Origin of the sequence: Leifsonia sp. fls2-241-R2A-40a (assembly GCF_030209575.1) — a bacterium.
In the GTDB taxonomy this organism is placed as follows: domain Bacteria; phylum Actinomycetota; class Actinomycetes; order Actinomycetales; family Microbacteriaceae; genus Leifsonia.
This window is the reverse complement of the sequence record NZ_JARVRS010000001.1, coordinates 2471244-2491234: the sequence shown is the minus strand read 5'-3', so window position 1 is coordinate 2491234 and position 19991 is coordinate 2471244. Positions and strand designations below refer to the sequence as shown.

Sequence of the window (19991 nt, the reverse complement as noted above, 5' to 3'; positions counted from 1 at the left end):
TACCGTCGTGTTCGTATCAAGGCATCACAAGATCACCGAGGTGGCCATCTGGATCGACGATCCGGGTCGGGAATCTGGTCGCTTTCCAGACCTCAATGATCTCGGGTCGGTCGTCGACGGCGAGTTCGATTTGGTAACGACTCGTGACGTCTTCGGCAATTGATGCCTTTATGTCAACATCCGCTCTGAAGTCGTTTCTAGGCCTCATGAGCAGCTCGTCATATTCAACTCCGCGCTCTTTGAGCCACAACGATGTGAGGAAAGCCCACTTCTCCTCTCGACCGGTCGCAAGCAGAATGGCACGGCCGCGTCGCCTGGCCTCATCAAGAAGGCCAACGACTTCAGGAAACGCGGGGCAGTTGATGGACTGAGAGTGGAAAGCGTTGTAGTCACGGTTTCTTGTCGACCGATGGCTCGGTAGCTCGACCAAGTAGCGAATGGACCGTACGTCGCAGAGTGTCCCGTCGATGTCGCACACTATTGCGGCGGGCCGGGGAGCCTGGTGGGTGGTGTAGGGCATCAGTTCAACACTAGCCACTGCTACATGCCCATACCGAGGCTGGGTATCCCCCCTCGCTGCCCACTCGGGCGTTCGATAGGGGCCGCGCCTCATCGCCGCCGCCGGTGAGGCGAGCGGCAGTTCCATTAGAGCCGACATTGCGGTGGGTACACTCGCCGCGATCGCCAAGGTGCCCCTGAGGACTCGAAAACTTGACCGCCTTTGAAGCACCGTCACCGTGATGCAAATGCGCGGACTTCCGTGCTTCCGCCGGCCTAGAGAATGACTGCGATCACATCGAACTCACTCCATTGTGGCAATTGTCCGTCCTCGAGCGGGGCTCCAGCAGCTGCACAGAGCGGAACTCCGTTTCTAAACTGATGGAGAGCTTCGGCTCGCGCCTAGCCCGGCGCAAGCCAGCCGCCCACCCGTCGAGCCACGCTCCAAGCGCTTACGGACTGCGTTGAAGCTGCGAGTCTAGTCGCGCGAGCGAGCTCGCCACTCGATACGACGAACCCGCAGCGTTGTGATAGCGACAATGAAAGAATGTCAACGAGGTCGTGGCCGCTGCTGAAATGTCTCGGCGTACATTCCGCACATCTCGGAAGGCCGTGAGCTCGACAAGCCTTAAGCGCACCGCCCGTGACCTCGATAATTACCCCCGCAAGTTGATCGTCAGTCCACCCGAGGGCCCCCGCGGCTAGTGTCGCCAACTCTTCCCGATCAACGGGAACGAAGTTCTGGATCCAAGCGACCGAATCGTCAAAATCGAGAAGCTGGAGCCGTCGCCGGCTTCCTCGGTTTTCGTCGTACACCTTCGTGGGCGCTCCTGTATCTCGAGCAGCGTCGAGGACGACACCGAAATCTGCACTCAACGCTCGGGCATACGCGAGAAGTTCTTGTCCAACAGCAGCACATTCCTCCGCAGTTTGGCCAAATCCAGATAAATATTCGAGCGCCACCCGGTCAAAGGCATTCAGATCGAAAAGCAGATCTGCGTCGAGATCTCGGTTGTTGCTGATAACAAGTCCATGCCGTCCCAACCACTTGGACTCAGTACCACCATCGCAGTCGACAACGAAGAGACAGTCATTTACCCCTTCAAGAGTCAAAGTCTCAAACGCGAAGAGCACCATGTCTTTTCCCCGGGCGGGAACATAGTGGAGGTGAGGGTCAAGGAGGGGATGAAACGACTTCTTGTCTGAGACGCCTTCAACGACTAGGAACCGCGTCCCGGGCACTGAACCACTCCTCCGCATCCTCAGCGACTGGGTGAATGCTGCGGGGCTTGGGAAGCTCAACGAAGTCATCGGGACGAGAGAGCTCGCTCGAGCTCCGGGTGCTCCGCGAGAATCGTCGGAGAGTGCGTCGCCATCAGGAACTGAAGCCCCGCGATGTTGCCCATACTTGTGAGGTCGTCGATGAGGGAGTCCTGCCATAACACGTGGAGCGATAACTCTGGCTCGTCAACAATGACCAGCGTGTTGGGCTTCGCCCGAAACAATATTTCATATGCCAACACCATCATCTGCTGTTCGCCGGAAGACAACTGCGCCGGCCGGATCTCCTGATCGGTATCGGATACGAAACGCATGCCTTCGCCCCTGCTGAGTACCAAGCTTTTCGATGCGAACCGGTTGTCCAGGAACGCTTTCAGGCTTGTTAGCCGGCGTTCAAGGTCATTTAATACATCGAACTTCTGCAGGGTCGAGTGCAGGACCGCGTTCATCACCATGTTGAGGCTCTCGTCCTCAAAATAGTCAGGAACAATATTCGGTCCGAACGCGTCCGGCTCGAGCAGTCCCACCGCGCGGAGCGACTCGCGCTTCCGTTCGACGTGATCCACCAGCTCTCTCAGGCGCTCAGAGGAAACTGTCTGATGGCCCGACATTGCCTTAATTACCGTCTGCGGGAAGCTTCGATCCAATTGTTGTGAAGTCCTGCCGTATTGCGAAAAAGCCCGCTCGATCTCCTCTGAGATCTCGAAGGCAGCGGATTCGACCGCGAGACTACTTGTGCGCTGGCGAGCCGGTGCACCGCGCCTACGTTTGCCCGCACGCTCCGTCACGAGTCGCTGATCGCTGACGTACAGCACCGGGAAGACGGCCCCGAATTCGGGGAGCCAATCCGGGGTCTTCAGGACCGGACCGTTGCCCCGAGTGCCAACCAGACCCTCCCTAGCTGCCACGAACTCCGCGAATGGCAGGCCGCTCGTGCCGGCAAGCTCCGACATGCGCTCCAACGCCTCTTCAACGTCGAAGCGGGATTCTTCCAGCAGTTGTCGCGACCAGACTGGAAGATCGAGCACACGGCTGGATACCTCTAGGCGCCCCTTCCGCTCTCCCCATGACAAATCGAAGCCGTTGGAATCAGATTTCGTCATGACGAACGTCTCAAGTCCGTCCATCTGAAGAGTGAGCCGCTCGAGTGGTGCGCTTGCCAACGGTATAACATCCGAGTTCGCAAGTGCGTTTATGATGCGCAGAATCGTCGACTTTCCGGTGCCGTTGGCCCCGGTGAGGATCGTTGGCTGCTTGGGATCCAGATGGATAGCAAAAGTCGGTCTTCCGAAGAGACCGCTAATTTCGATGGATTTCAAGGAGATTCCCGCAGCTGCCATGAGAAGAATCTAGAGCAACGTAGCGGTCTGCTTTACCAATCACGCGCGCATCACCCGCCGGTGTCAGAACAGCCCCATTTCGGAGTCTTCCGAGCCCATGTTCGGTCTATGCAGCCTCGGCAGTTGCGTGACCCGTCTCAGCGCTGCGACGAGTTCGATGACATTCGTCCCGCTAAACACTCCGTCTGGGGCGGTCGGAGCAACGCCGACAAATGGCGCCGCTTAAATCAGGGTAGGGTCGACCCCGCCTCTCTGGGTGACTGGTCAACGAGCATGTTCACGAAGTCAGCTGGTCGGCGGTCAAAGTCGCGGCCGCGGTGAACGTCGACAATATATCCCTCGCGGACACGGTCTATGCCAATCATCGAGCGCACGAAGAGACGGAGACCGTGGGCTTCGGCTGCCGCATTGGAGAGTGCTCCACGACCGTTGACGGTGTTCAGACCAGACGACCGACCGCGCCCTCGTAGTAGCGGGAGTCGACGCGGCGGGCCCCTACGTGGCTCCGCTCGCGGGAAGCAGCACAACGCCTTCGTTCTGGTGGCTCCGACCGCCGACTCTCCCAAGACTCAGCTGATCGAAATGATGCAACGTCAACCGATGGAAGAGGTCCTGGGGAAGTCTCGAGCGACAGCGCAGGCCGACCTGAAGCAGGCTGCCCAAAATTGCGCCGGACCGATCGCCAACGCGCCCGAGGCCAACGCACCCCGGTTGGCCCCAGATGATCGGGCTGAACGCGCTACCTCGTCAGACCCGTCGCATACCACTCGCGGCCGACGGTGTTGACTCCATCGAGAGTCCCCCTTCAGAATCGAAGCCGAAGATTGCGATGCCAGGAGGTTCAGCTTCGTCGACCGCTTGCGGAAAGCTCCCGCTCGAACGAAGATCAGGCCGCGACGCCCATCTGCAGCGACAGTTGGCGCAGCTAGTTCTACGGCCTCCAGCCCGAGATTTTCCCGATTGTTCTCGACCCAACCGAGATAGCCAGTCGCATACAGGTCGCAAAGTCGGGCGCGGCTCACCGGTTGCGACGACGACGCCTTGGGCACCGAGGTAGCGTATCGAATGCCGATTCTTATGCGGTCAGCAGTCACTTTCCCAACGCCACCCGTGCCGCTCCATCGAGTCCGGTCGTCACCCCTGATCCCCGAGTTCGATACTGCGGAGTTCTTCTTCGGTGGGCGAATCTTCCTCCGACGTACGCCAGACAAATGTCGGCTCCGGATCCCAATCTTCATAGGTAGCACCACTCACTGGTCTTCGCTTCGCCTCCGACCATCGGCCAAAGCCGCGTGCCTCAAGCCGGTCATCGGCATCTTCCGTCTTGAGAGCCAAAGCTGTGTAGTGCATTTCAAGCAGCGCATCGAGGTCGACATCGAGCACGAATGTCTCGATTTGCTCGTCCAAACGTGCAAGCGTCTCGGCGTTGGTGATCGACGTTGCGCCACGAATCTCAACTAGACCGAGCCGATCAATAGACAAGAGATCTTCGATGTCTTGCAAGGCTGGGCAAGACTCGATCTGGAGATGCCGGAGACTCTGCGCCTTGACAAGATCCAAGGACGTTAGGTCATCAATGTCCCGCAGATGCAACGTGCTTGTCTGCCCCAGGTCAAGTGAGGCCAACGCCGCGGCCGGCACTTGCTTGAGGTATACCTGCGTTGCCGCCAATTGCAACTCCGGGGAAATCTCGATTTCGCCCGACAGGCTCAGTACTCGCGAGACGATCCGAGTAGACCTCGGGGCAATCATCCTCGTCGTCCCCAGGCTTGCTATAGCCACTAAATCCAGAGCTTTCGAGCCCGCCAGTATCGAAAGATCTATCTCGCCTCTCGTTATGCCTAAATCGATGGAATTTAGGAGGAAAAGATCGGCGTCCGCGAGGTTGAGATTCGAAACTCCTTGTACCCGAAGTGCCCGAAGGCCCGCGATTCCCGCCACAAACTCGCACGTGCGCGCGGACTCGTCGGCCAGCAGTTCCAGCCCAGCGATGTTCAATTTTACGATCGGCGCGTTGGCGCAGTCTGTGATGAGCGATTCGTCGGGTATTTCGATGACGGCCTCCCATTCGAACAGGTCGCTGAGGCCGCGCAAGCTTGGAAAGACTCGGCTGGAATTGACCACCACCCTCGTTGCGAAGGGGGGTTTGAGGTCCTGAAGAAGTAACTCAGCGAAACGCCCGGGATCGAACCAGGGCCAAATTGCGGCGAGGTCGTTAACTAATTGCAATCGGAGTCGGGACGGCATTTCGGCCAGGGCGCGCAGAGCGGATTCGCCGCCAAACTCACCAAGCGCACGCACTACTGCGCTGCAAACGTTAGGTTCGACCTCGTTGTTTGGGTCAGATATTGAGGCAACGACCTCGCCAAACACTGCCTCGCCCGCCGCGATTACCGTGCGCGCGTCATCACCGCTCCGTGGCGGCAAGTTCAGCCGGAGACGCTTCAACAGTTCACTGTCTACCGAGTCAACTCGCGTAGAGCGGGCCGCGAGAATGCCTCCCATCACACCAACGGCCCAGGGTGCCGACCTTACGCCGGGTGCCTCATCGGACTTCGCAAGAATTATGTCGCACATGGAGCGGTACTGAGTGTCGTTGGCAATCGAAGCCGCCAGGACAACTGTCTCTGACCAATTTGGGTCGTCCGCGTGATGTGCCAGTCCCTCAAGTGAGTCGCGGCGAGCTAGCTCGCGAGCAGCGAAGAACTCCAGGAACGTGCGGTGGACAAAATCGACAACGCCAGGGCTTGGCTCGCGGAGCACTCCAGAACGCCTCAGAAGCGCATCCAATGTCGTCTTGGCGTCGTGGCCTCCAGGGATGTCCGCTAGCGCACGTCTCACACACGCACCGGCGCGGTCCTTTGGTATCTCTGACAGCCGGTTCTCCAGCATAAACGAGGCCAACGCTTGCAATACGAGGAGCCGCTGAGGGCCACTCAATGAGTCTTGATCGACGAGGATCCCGCGCTGGCTGTCGCGGGCGCTAACCAGCACTGTGGCAAGCGTGTTGTAGAGCTCGATACGAGAAGACGGGAGATCGCCATGCTGAGCGTGAAATAGTGCACACAGCACAGCGCAAACTAGCGGAGAAGAGGCGAGCTTACGCAGCGCTGGGTCGCCGTTTAGGCGATCAGCCACCACCATGGCTTCGCTATTCAGCTCTCCGACACCACTTCGTCTCGCAACCGCGCGGTGCCAATGTGCGACGAATGCCTGTACCTCGGTGCGCCCAAGCGGCTGAATTTCGAACAAGTTCCAACGATTCCCAAACTCCTCCGCTAGCGCTCGCACGCTGGCTTCCGCTGTTGGCCTGCCAGAAACAACCACCGTGAGTCTGGGTATGGCGGAATCTAAGTCCTCAAACCATGTCGCGAGCTCCGGCGCCCGCTTCTCCGGGAACTCGTCCACGCCGTCGACAAGCAACAAGACGCCTTGCCCACCTCGCAGAATTCGCGACATCCACCCGAGCGGCTCCTCGCTCAAGGTGGAGGCCGTCGTCGCGCGGGCCAGATCCGCGACCCGTGGGAGTCGCTCCTCGCCGTAATTCCTAAGGCGAATGAGAACGGGAAGGCGCTCAGCAATCGCGCCGTACTCTTTGGGCAAAGTTCCCCGGGCAGCGTTTACAGCCAGCCATTGAAGCAGGGTCGTCTTGCCCGATCCGGCGGGGCCGCTGAGGTGGACCACCTGGGAACTCTTTTTCTCACCGGTGGTCGACGCTCCGGCCGACCGACTCAGAAAACGTGACAGACTGCCAGCGCTGGGCTCTGTTGACTTGTGACTCAATCTGAGAGTCACGTAGCTGGCAGTGAGTTCGTAATGGACGACCTCCCGCGATAGGTTCAGCCCGTATACGTCTAGGCGATCGTTCTCTTCGGCAACTGCCCTCAGGTACTCAGTCAGAAACTCCAGATCTTGCCTGTTCTCACGCTGACTTGCAGAGGCTTCAGCCGTCTCGGAGAACCGCATTGGAAGGTCGATGAGGGCCGTGCTCAGCTCGTCAAGCAGCGCCGCGAACTCGGCGTTCTTGTTGACGAGCGCGCTAAGCATGTCAATATTGAGGTCTGGTCGCTTGCGAAGAATTGCGGCAATCGCGTGCGACACATTTCGCAGGATTAGCTGAGTCAAATCCGCGACTGCTTCCCCGTGGAGCGCAACCCATGATGAGCGATCAACACCCCGCATTACCACCTTGTACAGGGCGTTTGCGGAGTATTCGGCCGCCACGATCGAAACCTGATCCTGTCGGTCGAGCGGAAGAGAATCCACCAGCGCGACGACGGCCGCTTCGGCAGCCGCCGTCACATCGCCTTCATCGAGGCTCCCGTACTCAATCTCGATCTCCCGGGCCAGATGCCGCGTTACCTCATTGGCGATATCGGCGGCCTGCCGATCAAGCTTGCGGCGATCTAACTCGTTCGAGACTCGTCCGTACAGATCAGAGAAATCCGCCAATGAATCCGCCCAGTCGCCTCCGGCCGGGTTACTCGCCAGGCGTAGTGCAACCTTCACGGCACACAGACCCACCGGGACAAGGACACCAAGAATGCTCATGCTCCTCCGGGTAGCCGCAGAAGTTCTGGCACCTGCCGCTATCGCAGGTGAGTGGGCCAGCTAGTAGGCGACATTACCCGAGCAGGGTGGGTGCGCGGAATATGAATCTGAGGCGTTGTAGCCCAGAGGCGGCGAATCTAGACGATATGTCAGCATTCAGAGCGGGCGCTCACTCTGCCTTTGCGGCGCTATGGAGAGAGCGTGTCTCAAAGCGTCGCTCTGCGAGCAGTCAAGCACCCTCGCGGCGGGAGGCAACCGGGCGGCACTTCATCCTCGCCGCGACTCTGCGGCGTTGGTGTGAGCAAATCGTGGGCAAACCGCGAACAGCGGCTGTTATCCATTCTTCTAATTCCGCAACCGACCAACTGTTCTCTTGCGACGCGGTTGTGCCCCTGGAGGGACTCGAACCCCCAACCGTTTCCTTAGGACGGAACTGCTCTTCCATTGAGCTACAGAGGCTGGCTCCCCGAGTCTACAGAAACGCCCGAAAAGAACCCCGCTATTCAGTCTTGCTATCTACCGGTACTCATGCTTACTATGTACCGGTAATCAGCAACACTGACTAGTGAGGAGGTTCCCGTGGGCAAGCAAGAGACCGAGATGCTCAAGGGGACGCTTGAGGGCATCGTCCTCGCCATCCTGTCGCGCCGTCCGGCGTACGGGTACGAGATCACCGCGTGGCTGCGCGAGCAGGGGTTCGCCGACATCGCGGAGGGCACGATCTACGCCCTCCTGGTGCGGGTGGAGCAGCGGGGGCTTGTCGATGTCGAGAAGGTTCCATCCGAGAAGGGGCCGCCGCGCAAGGTGTACTCCCTCAACGCCCGGGGTCGTGACTACCTCGACGAGTTCTGGAGGACGTGGAGCTTCCTCGCAGAACGCATCCAGCAGCTCCACGAAGGGGACAACTGATCATGGCCGCAAAATGGATCGAGACCATCACCGGGTCGCTCGAGCAGAAGAAGCAGTACCGGCAGTACAAGGCCCGCATCGAGGCGCTGCCGGAGCCGTACCGCGGGGCCGCGAAGGCGTTCGAGCGGTACTTCATGTACAACGGCGGAATCACCGACGGCGACACGCTCGTCACCATGCTCACCGACTTCGCCGACCTGTGGGAACGCGCCGCCGTCGACGGGACGCCCGTCAGCAGCCTGGTCGGCCACGACCCGGTCGAGTTCGCCGAGACGTTCACCGAGTCGTACGGCGGCACCAAGTGGATCGACAAGGAGCGCGCCCGCCTCGAGAAGGCGGTCCAGCAAGCCGAGAAGGAGCAGGAACGATGAGCGACACGGCCATCCGCGTCCGCGGGATCGAGAAGTCCTTCAAAGACGTCGAGGTCCTCCGCGGGGTCGACTTTGACGTGCAGGCGGGCACCATCTTCGCCCTGCTCGGCTCCAACGGGGCCGGCAAGACGACGCTGGTCCGCATCCTCACCACCCTGCTGCGGGCCGACGCCGGCACGGCAACCATCCGCGGGATCGACGTAGCGGCGAAGCCCGGCGACGTGCGCGCCGAGATCAGTCTCACCGGGCAGTTCGCGGCAGTGGATGAGGTGCTCACCGGACGCGAGAACCTCATCCTCGTCGCCAAGCTCCGCCACCTGAAGGATGCGGCCGCGATCGCCGACGAGCTGCTCGCCCGCTTCTCGCTGACGGACGCGGGCAACCGCAAGGCGTCCACCTACTCCGGCGGGATGCGGCGCCGGCTCGACATCGCGATGAGCCTGATCGGCAACCCGGCGATCATCTTCCTCGACGAGCCGACCACCGGCCTCGACCCGCAGGCGCGCATCGAGGTGTGGGACACGGTCAAGCGCCTCGCAGGACAGGGCACCACCGTCCTCCTCACCACGCAGTACCTCGACGAGGCCGAGCAGCTCGCCGACCGCATCGCCATCCTCCACAAGGGGACGATCATCCAGAACGGCACCCTCGCCGAACTCAAGCGGCTGCTCCCGGCAGCGAAGGTCGAGTACGTCGAGAAGCAGCCGACACTCGAGGAGGTGTTCCTCGCGCTGGTCGGCGAGGATGCAGACAACGACGCCGACGCCGACACCACAACCAACGCAGACAACGACGACCGCACCGCGGTCCGCACGGAAGGGAAAGGACGATGACCACCAACGTTCTCGCCGACACCGGTGTGCTCACCGGACGCTCGCTCCGACACATCCTGCGGAGCCCCGACACCATCATCACCACGGCGGTCACGCCGATCGCGCTGATGCTGCTGTTCGTGTACGTGCTCGGCGGCGCCATCAACACCGGCGCCAGCGGCTCGTACGTCAACTACCTGCTGCCGGGCATCCTGCTCATCACGATCGCCTCGGGCGTCGCCTACACGTCGTACCGGCTGTTCCTCGACCTGCAGGGCGGGATCTTCGAACGGTTCCAGTCGATGCCGATCGCGCGGTCCAGCGTCCTGTGGGGGCACGTGCTCACCTCGGTGATCGCGAACGTCGTCTCGATGGCGATCGTCATCGGCGTCGCGCTGATCATGGGCTTCCGCACGGGGGCGTCGGTCTGGGCGTGGCTCGCGGTCGCGGGCATCCTCATCCTGTTCACGCTCGCTCTCACCTGGCTGGCGGTCATCGCAGGGCTCTCGGCGAAGACAGTGGATGGGGCGAGCGCGTTCAGCTACCCGCTCATCTTCCTGCCGTTCATCAGCTCGGCGTTCGTCCCGACGGACTCCATGCCCGCACCGGTCGCCTGGTTCGCCGAGCACCAGCCGGTCACCTCCATCGTCAACACGATCCGGGCGCTGTTCGAGCAGCAGCCGGTCGGAGGAGACATCTGGATCGCCCTCGCCTGGCTGGTCGGCATCCTCGTGATCGCCTACGCCTTCGCCATGACGATCTACCGCCGCAAGGTCACCGCAGGCTGACCGGGCGTCACAGCGGCCGACGCCCGGCCGCCGAACGGGAGGCTCCCACGGGACCTCCCGCTTCGGCCGTTCCAGACCAAGCGCTCAGCCCGCGAGCTGCAGCTCGTGCCGCCTCCACGGCTCGGTGAACTCCTCCCAGGTGGGGTCGTTCCACCGCATGCTGATCAGCGAGGCCATGTTCAGGTGCGGCTCCTTCAGCTCGAAGGGGAGCTTCCAGCCGAGTTCCGCGAGCAGGCGGTCCGACTTGACGTTGTTGCAGCGGAAGCAGGCGATCACCACGTTGTCCCAGCTGTGCGTCCCGCCGCGGGCGCGCGGAATCACGTGGTCGAGGGTGTCGCCGAACTTGCCGCAGTAGGCGCAGATGTGGCCGTACCGTTCCAGCGCCGACTTGCGGGTGAGCGGGATGCGGCGGTGCGGCACCTTGATGTACTGGTTCAGCAGGACGACGCTCGGCGCATCCAGGACCAGGGAACGGCTGTGCAGCTGGGTCCCGCTGCCGGAGATCGTGGAGGCCTTCCCGGCCAGCACCAGCATGATGGCTCGCCGCGTCGCGATCACGCCGAGCGGCTCGTAGCTGGCGTTCAGAACCAGTGTCTTCATCTGCGGCCTTCCAGGACTGTGGTGCGGGGAGGGTTCGGGGAAACAAAAAGGGCACTGTCCGTGCGGACAGCGCCCAAGAAGGAAGCGGCATGGTGGCGGCACGCCACATGGTGGCGGTGGCAGGCCTCGACGTGGTGGCGGCAGGCGAGGAAGTCGCCCCAGCGGGAGAGCGTGATGCTCGATCCCGACGGAAGGCCGCACTCGTCCCACCCGGTCGCACTGAGCGGCCCGGCGGAACGTGTTCCGGCCATCGGATCCTCCGATTCTGCGGCTGCGCTACGCAGCGTCAGAACGCCAGGGTAACCCAGAAACGGCGCGCCACCTATTCGGGGCGCGCCGTTCCGGTGCTGTGGTGCGGAGTGTTCACCGGTCGGCAACCGACCGGAGAGCTGCCGGGCTCAGATGCCCAGGCGGACGATGTAGTAGTCGCTGGTCCAGATCGGGCGGATCGAGATCGAGCGGCCCGTGTCGGGAGCATCCATGATGTTGCCGTTGCCGGCGTAGAAGCCGTCGTGGCCGCTCATGATGACGAGGTCGCCCGGCTGCGCGTCGGCGATCGAGATGCGCTTGCCCATCGCGGCCTGACCGGACACCGAGTGCGGGAGGTTGATCCCGAACTGGGCGTACACGTACATGACGTAGCCGGAGCAGTCGAAGCCCGCGGGGCTGGCGCCGCCGTAGACGTACGGGGTGCCGATGTACTGCTGGGCCACCGAGAACACCTGCGAGAGGCTGAAGTTCGGGTACGGCGGGTTGGCCAGGAAGTCGGAGACCGACGGGCCGGTCGAGGACTGGGTGGCGTAGGTGGCCAGCTGGACGGCGGCCTGACGACGGGCTGCCTCGGCGGCAGCGGCAGCCGCGACGGCAGCCTTCTGCGCATCCAGCTGCTCCTGCGTCGTGGCGGATGCGGCGTCGCGGTTGACGGCCGACGCGGCGACACCGCCGACCTCGACGGTCTGCGACTGCGCCTTCTTCATCGAGTCGGCGGCGCTCGGACCGAATGCGGTGCCCTGGGCGTCGGCCGGGTTGAAGGCGAACGCGGGGAGCGACATCGTGGCGATGAGGCCCGTGGCGACGGTGATGACACCGGCGTTCAGGATCCACCCGCCCTTGCGCTTCTTCTTGGCCTGCGCGGCGACGGATCCGGTGGCCGGGCGCGACGACGTCGTCGTCTCAGGCACCGAACGCGTGACGCGACGGGAGACGGATGAAGAGCTCTGGACCGGGTTCGTACGGTCTGAGGTGAGACCGGGCGTGCTCGATTCTGCCAAAGTGTGACCTCCAACGCTCCGGCAGCACTAGGGAGCTGCCCCCGTCCGCACGAGTGGCTTCGGCTTCACGGATCGAGAGACGGGTTGCGGGGGGTGGAGCGTCTCGATCCGGGGTCCTGATGGGCCGGCTTCTGGCCCGTTCGGACTCGATAGAGACTACGGGACAGGATGACGTTTGTCACACTATTCGGCGACTTTTTTAACGAATCGGTAACGGGATTCAGGCGTCGACGAAGATGTGCGCGGCGAGCTCGTTGGGGAGTTCGAGGCCGGTCTCGAAGCCGTCGATCTGCACGGCGACGTACGAACCGGCCGGGGTGAAAGTCCCGGTCGAGCCCGGAAAGACGCCCGCCTGCTTGAGCTGCAGTAGCAGCTCGGGGTCGATCTGGGCCGGCTCGCCCAGACGGCGGATCTTGGCCGTGACCCCGGAATCGCTGCCGCGGACGACGTCAACGAGGTTGATCAGACTCTCAGTGGATACGGAGGACTCGACGGCGCCCAGCTCGCCCAGTCCGGGGATCGGGTTGCCGTACGGCGACTCCGTCGGGTGGCCGAGCATGGTCAGCAGCTTGCGCTCCACCTGCTCGCTCATCACGTGCTCCCAGCGGCAGGCCTCTTCGTGGACGTACTCCCACTCGAGCTCGATGACGTCGCTCAGCAGGCGCTCCGCGAGGCGGTGCTTGCGCATGACGTGAACGGCCTTGCGGCGCCCGTCGTCGGTGAGCTCGAGGTGGCGGTCGCCGGACACAACGACGAGGCCGTCGCGCTCCATACGGCCGACCGTCTGCGAGACGGTGGGGCCGGAGTGACCGAGACGCTCGGAGATGCGTGCGCGCAGGGGGACGATGTTGTCCTCCTCGAGCTCGAGGATGGTACGGAGATACATCTCTGTCGTGTCGATCAGGTCGGTCATGGGCCCCTCCATGTGACGGCGCGCGAATGCCGGATATCAGACTACTTGGTGCGGGTGACAGGCGTCGGCAGGCGCAAGACGGAGTGCGTCATGCGCACCGTCCCCTCCCCTAACAGCCAATACACTTCAGTTATGCCGGACGTGACGATCCCCTCTGACCTGCTGCCCGCCGACGGTCGATTCGGATGCGGACCCTCCAAGGTCCGCCCGGAGCAGCTCGCCTACCTCGCCGGTCCCGGCGCGGAGCTGCTCGGCACCTCCCACCGTCAGGCGCCGGTCAAGAACCTGGTGGGACGCGTGCGCGAGGGCCTGGGCGACCTGTTCCGCCTCCCCGAGGGCTACGAGGTCGTCATCGGGAACGGCGGCTCGACCGCGTTCTGGGATGCCGCCGCCTTCGGACTGATCGAGAAGCGCAGCGAGAACCTGGTCTTCGGTGAGTTCGGCGGCAAGTTCGCCAAGGCGGCGGCGACGCCGTGGCTGGATGCCCCGCACGTGATCGAGGCGCCCGGCGGGTCGCGCAGTGAGGTGGAGGTCGTCCAGGGCGTCGACGTCTACGCGTGGCCGCACAACGAGACCTCGACGGGCGTCATGGCGCCGGTCCGGCGCGTGCACGGCGACGACGGCGCCCTGACCGTGATCGACGCGACCAGCGCAGCGGGCGGCGTCGACCTCGAGGTCGGCGAGGCGGACGTCTACTACTTCGCCCCGCAGAAGAACTTCGCATCGGACGGCGGCCTCTGGCTCGCCCTGTTCTCCCCCGCGGCCCTCGAGCGCGTCGAGCGCATTGCGGCCACCGACCGGTACATCCCGGAGTTCCTCAGCCTGAAGAACGCGGTGGACAACTCGCGTCTCAACCAGACGCTCAACACCCCGGCCATCGCCACGCTCGTCCTGCTCGAGAACCAGCTCGAGTGGATGAACGGCAACGGCGGTCTCGCCTGGGCCGACGCCCGCACCCGCGAGTCGTCGCAGGCGCTGTACACGTGGGCCGAGAGCGTCGACTACGCGACGCCGTTCGTGGCGGACCCGGCGCACCGGTCGCAGGTCGTCGTCACGATCGACTTCGACGAGCGCGTGGATGCGGCGGCCGTCGCCAAGACGCTCCGCGCCAACGGCATCGTCGACACCGAGCCGTACCGGAAGCTCGGCCGCAACCAGCTCCGCGTCGCCACCTTCACGGCCATCGAGCCGGCGGATGTGCGCGCACTGACCGGCTGCATCGAATACGTGGTCGAGCGACTGGGCTGACCCGGCCATGCGCCTCTGGCTCCGCGACGACGAACGACGGCCCGACCCGATCCCCGTGAAAACGGATGACCGGCGGGCCGTCGTGGTCGGACTAGGCCTGTGGGTGGTCGCCCTGGTCGTCGTCCTCATCGTCGGCGGACCCGCGCTCGGCGGGGGCACCTGGCTCTGGACGATCATCGTCGGACTCGCCCTCGGCGTCCTCGGACTCGGCTACCTCACCATCGCCCGGCGCCGCTGAGGCGTCTTCGTCGTCTTCGTCGTCTTCGTCGTCTTCGTCGTCGTCATCCTCGTCGTCGGAGTCCGCGAGGGCCGCTGCCTCCTCGGCCTCGAGGTCGAGGTCGCTGTCGACGTCGGTCTCCTCGTCGAAGTCGACGTCGACGCTGTCGATGTCGACACCGTCCAGGTCGTCCTCGTCGTGCAGATCGTGGACATCGTGGTCGTCCTCGGCGTCGTCGAACGCGTCATCCGACTCGTCGTCATCCTCGTCGTCATCGGACTCGTCCGACTCGTCGCCGGACTCGGCCGCATGAGCGGCGAGCGCCTCCTGGGCGGCCTGGTAGTCGGCCAGACGCTCGGACCACGGCACCCAGTCGGGCGCGAGCAGCGAGCCCTCGCCGGGCATCAGCTCCGCCTCGAGCACCGTGGGCTGCTCGTCGTCGGCCGTCCGGCCGACGGTGACGGTCCAGTGCCAGTCCGGGTACCCGGGCACCCGGCTGGCGAACAGCAGGGACACGATGCCGGGCGCCTCGACGACATGGCCGAGCGGCTCGCCGATCGTGTTCTCGGGGGTGATCTCGCGCAGCGCCTGGAGGGCGAGCGGCTGCGCCGCCAGCAACTCGGGGTCCGCGACGAGCTCGACCTCGTCGGCCGGCTCGTCCGACTCCACGGCGAGCTCGGCCGCCGCCGACTCCTCGGCCGCCGCCGACTCCTCGGCCGCCGACTCCGCAGCCGTCGGCTCGACGTCGTCGCCGAGCTCAGGCATCCAGGTCGTCCGCGACCTTGCGCAGCACCGCGGCGATCTTCGCGCCGTGGGCCTTGTCCGGGTACTTGCCGCGGCGCAGGTTGGAGCCGATGCCGTCGAGCAGCTTCACGAGGTCTTCGACGATGATCGCCATGTCGTCGGCCGACTTGCGCTTCATCTTCGCCAGGCTCGGCGGAGCCTCGAGCACGCGCACCGAGAGCGCCTGCGCTCCGCGCTTGCCGTCGGCGATGCCGAACTCGAGACGCGATCCCGCTTTCACAACGGCACCAGCGGGGAGGGCCGAGGCGTGCAGGAAGACTTCCTGGCCGTCATCAGAGCTGATGAAGCCGAAGCCTTTCTCCTCGTCGTAGAACTTGACCTTGCCGGTTGGCATGGGAACCTCGCTTCGCATGGGGATCGGATGACCGTCCTCAATTATCCTTGATTTCGTGACTCAGCAGACCCCGCCGCCGGCATCGCGGCTCCAGCGCATCCTCGCCTACATCGTCGCCGCGCTCGTCATCGTGTCCTTGGTCTGCATCGCAGCCATCCTGATCGGTACCGCGGCGGGGCAATTCGCCGCCCAGGGCTCGGGTCAGGGGCTCTGGCCGACCGTGTTCTTCTTCCCGCTCGTGGCGCTCCCCGTCGCGTTCGTGCTGATCATCGCCCTCCTCATCGTGAGCGCCCGCCGCAACCGGGCCGCGAACCGCGCCGCGGGCGCTGCAAAGGGCCGGCGCTAGCCGCGACGGCCGGCACCCCGCGATGACGACCACGCTCGCTCTCGCAGCGCGACTGCGGGAGCTGGACGACGCCGCGCTCGTCGCCGCGCTCCACCGCCGCACCTACCGCCGCACCGGCACCGGCGACTTCTTCGACCTCGCAGACGCCCTCCTCGACGCCGACTCGCTCCAGCGCGCCCTGACCCCGCTCGACCGCACGCACCTGGGCGCTCTCGTCGTCCTCGGCCGGGCCGGTGCCCCACTCTCGGCCGCTGAGCTGGCCGCGCGTCTCGCGGCCGAACCCGCCACGTCGGGGGTCGACGGCGCCGCGGCGCCCGGCCTGCTGGACGATCTGGCACACCTGCTGCTCGTGCATCCCACCGAAGACGGGGCCGCCGTCTACGACGCCGTCACGGCGCAGTTCGGGTCGTGGCCCTCCGCCGGTCTCCCCTCGGCCGCCGAGCTACTGACGGCGCCCCCGCCGCCGGCGCTCGCGCCGGTTCCCGACACCGAGAGCCGCTTCACCGACCGGCTGGCAGCGGAGCGCGCGTTCGAGGCGGTCACCGCCGTGTCCGAGCTGCTCGCGGAACTGACCCGCGAGGGCGCACGGCGGCTGCAGAAGGGCGGCCTCGCGCTCCCTGCGGTGAAGCGACTCGCGGAGGCGCTGTCGGTGGAAGCCGACCTGGTCCCCGTGGCGCTCTCGGCCGCGGAGCGTGCCGTTTTGGTCGCGGTGGACGACGGGATGTGGCTCCCCACCGACGACGCCGCGGCGTGGACGCACTCCCCCACGCCGGACCGCTGGCGCGCGCTCGCCGCCGCGTGGCTGGATGCGCTTCCCGCCGACGTCCGCGCCCTCCTGGCCCTGCGCAGCCGCGCCGCGTGGGGCGAGAGCCTGCGCGAGCACGTCGCGTGGCTGTATCCCGCCGCCGTCGAGGAGGCGCAGCGGCGAGTGGATGCGCACACCCGCCTGGCCGAGTGGCTCGGGGTCACGGCGCACCAGGCGCCGTCCTCGGCGGGCACGGCGCTGGTCGAGGACGGCGCGGACGCCGCGACGGCCGTCATGACGGCTCTCTTCCCGGCCGAAGTCGACCGGGTGTACCTGCAGCACGATCTCACGATCGTCTCCCCCGGACCGCTGGCACCCGAGATCGAGTCGCGCCTGCGCGGGATCGCGGAGGTTGAGTCGCGAGCGCTCGCCAGCACCTTCCGGCTGTCGGCCGCGTCCGTGGACCGCGCGCTCACGGCCGGGGAGACCGCCGAGGGCATCCGCGAGTTCCTGACGGCGATCTCGCTGACCGGTCTGCCGCAGCCGCTCGACTACGTGATCGCCGACGCCGCCGAGCGGCACGGACGCGTGCGCGTGCACGACGCGGAGGGCGAAGGCGTCCGCTCGGCTGTGCGGTCGGCCGACCCCACGCTGCTGCGGTCCATCCAGGTCGACCAGGCGCTCGGGTCGCTGCGGCTGTCGCCGACGCGCGAGGGCGAGCTGGTGAGCCGGTACCCGCGGGATGTGGTGTTCTGGGCGCTGAGCGACGCGCGGTACCCGGTGGTCGCCGAGGACGCCGACGGCCGCGAGGTGACGCTGCAGCGGCAGCGCGTGGCGCATCCCCATGCCGCAGAGGCGGCCGACCGGGACGCCGAACTGGTGGCCCGCCTGCGCCAGGCGGAATCGGAGGCCGGCGAGGACACGGGTGAGCGGTGGCTGGCCCGGCAACTGGACACCGCGGTCAAGGCGCGCCAGACGGTGATCGTCGAGGTGGCCATGCCGGACGGGACCGTCGTCGACTACCTGCTCGAGCCGACCGGGGTGGGCGGCGGACGCCTGCGCGGCCGCGACCGCGCGGCGGACATCGAGCGGACGCTTCCGCTCTCCAGCATCCAGGGAGTCCGCCCCGCGCCCGCCTCCTGACCTCACGGCCGTCTCCCCACCGGCAGGGCGTAGGCTGGTGAGCTATGTCTGATGGCCCCCTGATCGTCCAGAGCGACCGCACCGTCCTGCTCGAGGTCGCGCACCCGGAGGCGGAGGACGCACGCCACGACCTCGCCGTCTTCGCCGAGCTGGAGCGGGCTCCTGAGCACATCCACACCTATCGCATCACGCGACTGGGACTGTGGAACGCCCGGGCCGCAGGGCACACGGCCGAGGACATGCTCGGGACGCTGGAGCGGTACTCCAAGTTCCCCATCCCGCAGACCGTCTCGGTCGATGTCTCGGAGACCGTGGCCCGCTACGGCCGGCTGGTCATCGAGCGCGATGACGAGGGGACGCTGCTGCTGCGCTCCACCGACCTGGCGGTGCTCACCGAGGTGGCGAGCGCCAAGCGCATCGCACCCCTGCTGCTGGAGCGCCGCGACGACGACACCTTCGTGGTGGAGGCGTGGGCGCGCGGCCAGCTCAAGCAGGAGCTGGTGAAGCTCGGCTGGCCGGCCGAGGACCTCGCCGGCTACACGCCCGGAACTCCGCACGAGATCGGCCTCAAGGAGGACAGCTGGGCGCTGCGGGACTACCAACGCAAGGCGGTCTCCAACTTCTTCGACGGCGGCTCCGGCGTCGTCGTGCTCCCCTGCGGCGCGGGCAAGACGCTCGTCGGCGCCGGCGCGATGGCGACGGCGAAGACGACCACGCTCATCCTCGTGACGAACACGGTGTCGGCGCGCCAGTGGCGCGACGAACTGCTGCGCCGCACGACGCTGACGGCGGAGGAGATCGGCGAGTACTCGGGGCAGGTGAAGGAGGTCAAGCCGGTCACCATCGCGACGTACCAGATCCTCACGGCGAAGCGGAAGGGCGAGTACGCCCACCTGGCGCTCTTGGACGCCCTCGACTGGGGTCTCGTGGTCTACGACGAGGTGCACCTGCTCCCGGCTCCCGTGTTCAAGCTGACGGCCGAGCTGCAGGCCCGCCGCCGACTGGGGCTGACGGCGACGCTGGTGCGCGAGGACGGTCGCGAGGGCGACGTGTTCAGCCTCATCGGCCCGAAGCGCTTCGACGCCCCGTGGAAGGAGATCGAGGCCCAGGGCTTCATCTCCCCGGCCGCCTGCTACGAGGTGCGCATCGACCTTCCGCCGTCGGAGCGGCTCAGCTACGCCGCCGCCCCCGACGACGAGCGCTACCGGCTGGCCGCGACGGCGCCGGCGAAGCTCGAGATCGTCCAGCAGCTGGTCGACCGGCACGAGGGCGAGCGCATCCTCGTCATCGGGCAGTACCTCGACCAGATCGACGAGCTCGCGGAGGCGCTGGACGCGCCGAAGCTGACCGGCGCGACCCCGGTGGATGAGCGGGAGCGCTTGTTCCAGGAGTTCCGGGACGGCCGCACCAAGGTCCTCGTGGTCAGCAAGGTGGCCAACTTCTCGGTCGACCTGCCCGAGGCGACCGTCGCGATCCAGGTGTCCGGCTCGTACGGCAGCCGTCAGGAGGAGGCCCAGCGCCTCGGCCGGCTGCTGCGGCCCAAGGAGTCGGGACTGTCGGCGAACTTCTACACGCTGGTCGCCCGCGACACCGTCGACCAGGACTTCGCGCAGAACCGCCAGCGGTTCCTCGCCGAGCAGGGCTATTCGTACACGATTCTCGACGCGCACGCGCTGCAGGCGGCGTAGGAGAGCGCGCTCCCTCATCCACCCGCTCGCCCACCCGCGATCCGTTTCGTGCCGAATGCCCGCTATTCGTGACGAATGACGCACATTCGTCACGAATCTCGGGTCAGCTGGTGCCCCTGCGCGAGGTGGCGA

16 protein-coding genes, 1 tRNA gene and 1 pseudogene are annotated in these 19991 nt (G+C 65.3%); 9 read left to right on the top strand and 9 right to left on the bottom strand.

What is annotated here, in order from left to right:
* Positions 1–16: 16 nt before the first annotated feature.
* The 4 genes from QRN40_RS12385 to QRN40_RS12370 form a co-directional block, all read right to left on the bottom strand.
* Positions 17–520, bottom strand: a complete 504-nt coding sequence (locus QRN40_RS12385; protein ID WP_285115954.1) for a phosphatase domain-containing protein — start codon at positions 518–520, stop codon at positions 17–19.
* A 1285-nt stretch (positions 521–1805) separates the two neighbouring features.
* A complete protein-coding gene (locus QRN40_RS12380) occupies positions 1806–3119 on the bottom strand; it encodes an AAA family ATPase (protein ID WP_285115953.1) in 1314 nt (437 codons plus the stop codon).
* Positions 3120–4253: 1134 nt separating this feature from the next.
* Positions 4254–7670, bottom strand: a complete 3417-nt coding sequence (locus QRN40_RS12375; RefSeq protein ID WP_285115952.1) for an NACHT domain-containing protein — start codon at positions 7668–7670, stop codon at positions 4254–4256.
* Between the two features lie 387 nt (positions 7671–8057).
* Positions 8058–8129: transfer RNA gene (locus tag QRN40_RS12370), tRNA-Arg, on the bottom strand.
* Between the two features lie 120 nt (positions 8130–8249).
* Here QRN40_RS12370 and QRN40_RS12365 point away from each other — a divergent pair.
* From QRN40_RS12365 to QRN40_RS12350, 4 genes are read left to right on the top strand one after another with little or no spacing between them, the layout of a single operon-like run.
* Positions 8250–8579, top strand: coding sequence for a PadR family transcriptional regulator (locus QRN40_RS12365; RefSeq protein WP_285115951.1), 330 nt, complete (start codon positions 8250–8252; stop codon positions 8577–8579).
* A 2-nt stretch (positions 8580–8581) separates the two neighbouring features.
* On the top strand, positions 8582–8950 hold the full coding sequence (locus QRN40_RS12360) for a DUF1048 domain-containing protein (RefSeq protein WP_285115950.1): 369 nt from the start codon (positions 8582–8584) through the stop codon (positions 8948–8950).
* Positions 8947–9783, top strand: a complete 837-nt coding sequence (locus QRN40_RS12355; protein ID WP_285115949.1) for an ABC transporter ATP-binding protein — start codon at positions 8947–8949, stop codon at positions 9781–9783. The genes QRN40_RS12360 and QRN40_RS12355 overlap by 4 nt, the downstream gene beginning before the upstream one ends.
* Positions 9780–10550 carry an ABC transporter permease gene (locus QRN40_RS12350; RefSeq protein WP_285115948.1) on the top strand — a complete coding sequence of 257 codons (771 nt, stop codon included), beginning with the start codon at positions 9780–9782 and terminating at the stop codon, positions 10548–10550. The genes QRN40_RS12355 and QRN40_RS12350 overlap by 4 nt, the downstream gene beginning before the upstream one ends.
* Positions 10551–10634: 84 nt before the next feature.
* Here the strand turns inward: QRN40_RS12350 and QRN40_RS12345 are convergent, their stop codons facing one another.
* The 3 genes from QRN40_RS12345 to QRN40_RS12335 all read right to left on the bottom strand — a co-directional run bounded on the left by QRN40_RS12345 (position 10635) and on the right by QRN40_RS12335 (position 13334).
* Positions 10635–11150 (bottom strand): HNH endonuclease, encoded by a 516-nt coding sequence (locus QRN40_RS12345; RefSeq protein WP_285115947.1) that lies wholly within the window; start codon positions 11148–11150, stop codon positions 10635–10637.
* 398 nt (positions 11151–11548) lie between these two features.
* Positions 11549–12331: a C40 family peptidase gene (locus QRN40_RS12340; RefSeq protein ID WP_285115946.1), complete on the bottom strand. Its 783-nt coding sequence runs from the start codon at positions 12329–12331 to the stop codon at positions 11549–11551.
* A 310-nt stretch (positions 12332–12641) separates the two neighbouring features.
* Positions 12642–13334 carry an iron-dependent transcriptional repressor DtxR gene (locus tag QRN40_RS12335; protein WP_285115945.1) on the bottom strand — a complete coding sequence of 231 codons (693 nt, stop codon included), beginning with the start codon at positions 13332–13334 and terminating at the stop codon, positions 12642–12644.
* A gap of 132 nt (positions 13335–13466) precedes the next feature.
* Here QRN40_RS12335 and serC point away from each other — a divergent pair, with 132 nt between their 5' ends.
* Together serC and QRN40_RS12325 are read left to right on the top strand one after the other, a co-directional pair.
* A complete protein-coding gene (serC, locus tag QRN40_RS12330) occupies positions 13467–14582 on the top strand; it encodes a phosphoserine transaminase (RefSeq protein WP_285115944.1) in 1116 nt (371 codons plus the stop codon).
* A 7-nt stretch (positions 14583–14589) separates the two neighbouring features.
* Positions 14590–14754 (top strand): annotated as a pseudogene (locus QRN40_RS12325) (DUF2530 domain-containing protein); the annotation flags it as partial.
* Here the strand turns inward: QRN40_RS12325 and QRN40_RS12320 are convergent.
* Together QRN40_RS12320 and QRN40_RS12315 are read right to left on the bottom strand one after the other, a co-directional pair.
* Positions 14674–15564, bottom strand: a complete 891-nt coding sequence (locus QRN40_RS12320; protein WP_285115943.1) for a DUF3027 domain-containing protein — start codon at positions 15562–15564, stop codon at positions 14674–14676. The pseudogene QRN40_RS12325 and the gene QRN40_RS12320 sit on opposite strands and share 81 nt — an antisense overlap.
* Positions 15557–15937 (bottom strand): cold-shock protein, encoded by a 381-nt coding sequence (locus QRN40_RS12315; RefSeq protein WP_090040500.1) that lies wholly within the window; start codon positions 15935–15937, stop codon positions 15557–15559. The genes QRN40_RS12320 and QRN40_RS12315 overlap by 8 nt, the downstream gene beginning before the upstream one ends.
* A gap of 55 nt (positions 15938–15992) precedes the next feature.
* Here QRN40_RS12315 and QRN40_RS12310 point away from each other — a divergent pair, with 55 nt between their 5' ends.
* From QRN40_RS12310 to QRN40_RS12300, 3 genes are read left to right on the top strand one after another with little or no spacing between them, the layout of a single operon-like run.
* Complete coding sequence (locus QRN40_RS12310; RefSeq protein ID WP_285115941.1) at positions 15993–16283, top strand: hypothetical protein; 291 nt, start codon at positions 15993–15995, stop codon at positions 16281–16283.
* Positions 16284–16305: 22 nt separating this feature from the next.
* Positions 16306–18171 (top strand): helicase-associated domain-containing protein, encoded by a 1866-nt coding sequence (locus tag QRN40_RS12305; protein WP_285115940.1) that lies wholly within the window; start codon positions 16306–16308, stop codon positions 18169–18171.
* 44 nt (positions 18172–18215) lie between these two features.
* A complete protein-coding gene (locus QRN40_RS12300) occupies positions 18216–19859 on the top strand; it encodes a DNA repair helicase XPB (RefSeq protein WP_285115939.1) in 1644 nt (547 codons plus the stop codon).
* Positions 19860–19991 lie beyond the last annotated feature (132 nt).

Excerpts from the sequence above, each read along its gene's own strand:
- QRN40_RS12385 (WP_285115954.1), bottom strand. The coding sequence starts at position 520 with ATGCCCTACACCACCCACCAGGCTCCCCGGCCCGCCGCAATAGTGTGC.
- QRN40_RS12380 (WP_285115953.1), bottom strand. The coding sequence starts at position 3,119 with ATGGCAGCTGCGGGAATCTCCTTGAAATCCATCGAAATTAGCGGTCTC.
- QRN40_RS12375 (WP_285115952.1), bottom strand. The coding sequence starts at position 7,670 with ATGAGCATTCTTGGTGTCCTTGTCCCGGTGGGTCTGTGTGCCGTGAAG.
- QRN40_RS12360 (WP_285115950.1), top strand. The coding sequence starts at position 8,582 with ATGGCCGCAAAATGGATCGAGACCATCACCGGGTCGCTCGAGCAGAAG.
- QRN40_RS12355 (WP_285115949.1), top strand. The coding sequence starts at position 8,947 with ATGAGCGACACGGCCATCCGCGTCCGCGGGATCGAGAAGTCCTTCAAA.
- QRN40_RS12350 (WP_285115948.1), top strand. The coding sequence starts at position 9,780 with ATGACCACCAACGTTCTCGCCGACACCGGTGTGCTCACCGGACGCTCG.
- QRN40_RS12345 (WP_285115947.1), bottom strand. The coding sequence starts at position 11,150 with ATGAAGACACTGGTTCTGAACGCCAGCTACGAGCCGCTCGGCGTGATC.
- QRN40_RS12335 (WP_285115945.1), bottom strand. The coding sequence starts at position 13,334 with ATGACCGACCTGATCGACACGACAGAGATGTATCTCCGTACCATCCTC.
- serC (WP_285115944.1), top strand. The coding sequence starts at position 13,467 with ATGCCGGACGTGACGATCCCCTCTGACCTGCTGCCCGCCGACGGTCGA.
- QRN40_RS12320 (WP_285115943.1), bottom strand. The coding sequence starts at position 15,564 with ATGCCTGAGCTCGGCGACGACGTCGAGCCGACGGCTGCGGAGTCGGCG.
- QRN40_RS12315 (WP_090040500.1), bottom strand. The coding sequence starts at position 15,937 with ATGCCAACCGGCAAGGTCAAGTTCTACGACGAGGAGAAAGGCTTCGGC.
- QRN40_RS12305 (WP_285115940.1), top strand. The coding sequence starts at position 16,306 with ATGACGACCACGCTCGCTCTCGCAGCGCGACTGCGGGAGCTGGACGAC.
- QRN40_RS12300 (WP_285115939.1), top strand. The coding sequence starts at position 18,216 with ATGTCTGATGGCCCCCTGATCGTCCAGAGCGACCGCACCGTCCTGCTC.